The organism is Streptomyces sp., assembly GCF_036524955.1.
GTDB lineage: Bacteria > Actinomycetota > Actinomycetes > Streptomycetales > Streptomycetaceae > Actinacidiphila.
In genome coordinates, this window is the sequence record NZ_DATDBG010000330.1 from 1 (window position 1) to 4,077 (window position 4,077).

Annotated in this window: 3 protein-coding genes; 2 read left to right on the plus strand and 1 reads right to left on the minus strand. The window is 72.7% G+C overall.

The features are described from left to right. The coding region (rpsA, locus tag VIW71_RS26030) for a 30S ribosomal protein S1 (RefSeq protein ID WP_331625083.1) at window positions 1-1,415 on the minus strand (1,415 nt) is incomplete at its 3' end. A 281-nt stretch (window positions 1,416-1,696) separates the two neighbouring features. Between rpsA and VIW71_RS26035 the strand changes: the two genes are divergently transcribed. Both VIW71_RS26035 and VIW71_RS26040 read left to right on the plus strand, forming a co-directional pair. Continuing rightward, a complete protein-coding gene (locus VIW71_RS26035) occupies window positions 1,697-2,521 on the plus strand; it encodes a class I SAM-dependent methyltransferase (protein ID WP_331625084.1) in 825 nt (274 codons plus the stop codon). A gap of 91 nt (window positions 2,522-2,612) precedes the next feature. Further along, on the plus strand, window positions 2,613-4,077 hold a 1,465-nt coding region (locus VIW71_RS26040), incomplete at its 3' end, for a helicase-related protein (protein WP_331625085.1).

Below are 4,077 nucleotides of genomic sequence, written 5' to 3' on the forward strand. Positions count from 1 at the left end.
GAACCACCCGAGATGCCCGCACCGGCGTTGCCACCGGCGGCCGGGGCGGCAGCGCCCTCGGCAGCAGCGGCCTCGTCGGCCTCGCGGCTCTTGATGACCTGAGCCTGGTGCTGCTCGAAGCGCTGCTGCGCCTCGGCGTACTGGCCCTCCCACGCCTCGCGCTGGGTCTCGAAGCCCTCGAGCCAGTCGTTGGTCTCGGGGTCGAAGCCCTCGGGGTAGATGTAGTTGCCCTGGTCGTCGTACGACGCGGCCATGCCGTACAGTGTCGGGTCGAACTCCACCGAGGCCGGGTCGGCACCGAAGGACTCGTTGGCCTGCTTCAGCGAGAGGCTGATGCGACGACGCTCGAGGTCGATGTCGATGACCTTGACGAAGATCTCGTCGTTGACCTGGACGACCTGCTCCGGGATCTCCACGTGGCGCTCGGCCAGCTCGGAGATGTGCACCAGGCCCTCGATGCCCTCGTCCACCCGGACGAACGCGCCGAACGGAACCAGCTTGGTGACCTTGCCCGGGACGACCTGACCGATCTGGTGGGTGCGGGCGAACTGCTGCCACGGGTCTTCCTGGGTCGCCTTCAGCGACAGGGAGACGCGCTCGCGGTCCATGTCGACGTCCAGGACCTCGACCGTGACCTCCTGGCCGACCTCGACGACCTCGGACGGGTGGTCGATGTGCTTCCAGGACAGCTCGGACACGTGCACCAGACCGTCGACGCCGCCGAGGTCCACGAACGCACCGAAGTTGACGATGGAGGAGACGACGCCGGAGCGCACCTGGCCCTTCTGCAGGGTGGTGAGGAAGGTCTGACGGACCTCGCTCTGGGTCTGCTCCAGCCAGGCACGGCGGGACAGGACCACGTTGTTGCGGTTCTTGTCCAGCTCGATGATCTTGGCCTCGAGCTCCTTGCCCACGTAGGGCTGGAGGTCACGGACGCGGCGCATCTCGACGAGCGAGGCGGGCAGGAAGCCGCGCAGGCCGATGTCGAGGATGAGACCGCCCTTGACGACCTCGATGACGGTACCGGTGACGATGCCGTCCTCTTCCTTGATCTTCTCGATGGTGCCCCACGCGCGCTCGTACTGCGCACGCTTCTTCGAGAGGATCAGGCGGCCTTCCTTGTCCTCCTTCTGGAGGACCAGGGCCTCGATCTCATCGCCCACGGCGACGACCTCGTTGGGGTCGACGTCGTGCTTGATGGACAGCTCGCGGGAGGGGATGACACCTTCGGTCTTGTAACCGATGTCGAGCAGGACCTCGTCCCGGTCGACCTTCACGATGACGCCGTCGACGATGTCGCCGTCGTTGAAGTACTTGATCGTCTCGTCGATCGCCGCGAGGAAGGCTTCCTCGTTGCCGATGTCGTTGACCGCCACCTGCGGGGTGGTACGAGGGGCCTCGGTGCTGCTCGTCATTAGGGAAAGGACTCCGGTACGGACAGTAAGTCGTAGGTACTGCTACGCCGGGAACCCTTTTCGCTCCTGCCGATTCCGGACAGCCACTAGGCCGAGGGGTCTGCAACAGTATCGAGCACAGCCTGCTCTGTCTGAGGCGCGCAGGCTCACAGCGCAACTTGTAGCATACGGGGGCAGCCGTGCACGGTCAATGCACGAAGAGCACACCAAGCGCGTATTGGACCGAACCGGCTCAATTCACCCACCCGCTGGTCTTCTCAGAGAGTACGACGACTGCCGCGATGATCCAAGGACCAGAACCCGAAGCCACCCGTCGTAGCGCCGGCGTCACGGAGAGCAGCCGGGCCAACCGCCACTGGTGGGACCGGAATGCGGACGACTACCAGGTGGAGCACGGCGACTTCCTGGGGGACGCCCGGTTCGTGTGGGGCCCGGAGGGGCTGGACGAGGCGGCGGCGGGGCTGCTCGGCCCGGCCACCGGGCTGAAGGACCTGGCGGTGCTGGAGATCGGCGCCGGCGCGGCCCAGTGCTCGCGGTGGCTGGCCGCGCAGGGCGCCCGGCCGGTCGCCCTGGACCTCTCGGCCCGCCAGCTCCAGCACGCGCGGCGCATCGACGAGGACATCGCCGCGGCGGACAGCCCGGTGTCACTGGTGCAGGCCGACGCGGGCGCCCTCCCGTTCGCCGACGGCTCCTTCGACGTGGCCTGCTCGGCGTACGGGGCGCTGCCGTTCATCGCCGACACCGCGCGCGTGCACCGGGAGGTACGGCGGGTGCTGCGGCCCGGCGGTCGCTGGGTCTTCTCGGTCACCCACCCGGTGCGCTGGGCGTTCGCCGACGAGCCGGGGCCCGAGGGCCTGACCGCCATCTCCTCCTACTTCGACCGCACCCCCTACGTCGAGCAGGACGACCGCGGCATCGCCGTCTACGTCGAACACCACCGCACCCTCGGCGACCGCGTCCGCGAGATCACCGCGGCCGGCCTGCGCCTGGTCGACCTGGTCGAGCCGGAGTGGCCGGAGTGGAACACCCAGGACTGGGGTGGCTGGTCGCCGCTGCGGGGACGGCTGCTGCCGGGCACGGCGATCTTCGTGTGCGTGGCGGAGTGAGGATGCCTCCGGCGATCGGCGGGCCACCGCTGCGCGGGCGGCCGACGCCGTGAGGGGTACGGACATCCGGCCGGAGGGACGGGCGCTGCCGGTGGGGGCGGTGGTGCCGGAGGTACTGGCCGGGTTGCGGGAGTCGGGCGGTGTGGTGCTGGCCGCGCCGCCGGGGACGGGGAAGACGACGCTCGTGCCGCTGCTGCTGGCGGCGGAGTCCGGCGGCCGGGTGCTGGTGGCCGAGCCGCGGCGGATGGCGGCGCGGGCCGCCGCGCGCCGGATGGCGTGGCTGCTCGGCGAGCCCGTCGGGGAGACGGTCGGATTCACGGTCCGCGGGGAGCGGCGGACGTCGGCCCGTACCGCCGTCGAGGTGGTCACCACCGGGGTGCTGCTGCAACGCCTGCAACGCGACCCCGCCCTGGACGGCGTGGGCACCGTACTCCTGGACGAGTGCCACGAGCGGCACCTCGACGCGGACACGGCGATGGCGTTCCTGCTGGATGTACGGGACCTGCTGCGGCCGGAACTGCGGCTGGTGGCCGCGTCCGCCACGACGGACACGGCCGCGTGGGCGGGCCTGCTGGGCGGGCCGGTGGTGGAGGCCGCGGGCGTCCTGCACCCCGTGGCCGTGCGGTGGGCGCCGCCGCCCCGGCCGGTGCGGCCGCCGCACGGCACACGGGTCGATCCGGCGCTGCTGGAGCATGTCGCGGCGGTGGTACGGCGGGCGCTGCGCGAACACGACGGCGACGTGCTGTGCTTCCTGCCCGGGACCGGGGAGATCGCGCGGGTGGCGGGGATGGTCTCCGGGCTCGGTGTGGATGTGCTGCAGGTGCACGGGCGGGCGCCCGCCGCCGTGCAGGACGCGGCGCTCGCGCCCGGGGAGCGGCGCCGGGTCCTGCTGGCCACCTCGGTCGCCGAGTCCAGCCTGACCGTGCCGGGGGTGCGGGTCGTGGTGGACTGCGGACTCGCCCGCGAGCCGCGGACGGACCACGCCCGCGGGCTCGGCGCGCTGGCCACCGTGCGGGTGTCGCGGGCCGCCGCGGAGCAGCGCGCGGGCCGGGCGGGGCGGGAGGGCCCGGGAACGGTCTACCGCTGCTGGGCGCAGGCCGAGCACGTAAGGCTGCCCCGCCGGCCCGCGCCCGAGATCACGCTGGCCGACCTCACCGGGTTCGCCCTCCAGGCCGCGTGCTGGGGCGACCCGGACGCCTCGGGGCTCGGTCTGCTGGACGCGCCGCCGCCGGGCGCCCTCACCGCCGCCCGCGCCGTCCTGCACGACCTGGGGGCGGTCGACGCCGCGGGCCGTGCGACGGACCGCGGCCGCCGTCTGGCCCTGCTCGGCCTCCATCCCCGCCTGGCCCGCGCGCTCCTGGACGCGGCGCCGGTGATCGGCCCGGCCCGCGCCGCGCAGGTCACGGCGCTGCTGAGCGAGGAACTGCCCGCCGCGTACGGGCCCGACCTGACCGCCGCCTGGCACGCGGCCCGCCGGACCACGGACCCGTACGGCGCGCGCTGGCGCGCGGAGGCCCGCCGGCTGGAGGGGGCGGTGCGGGCACCGGGGCCGTCCG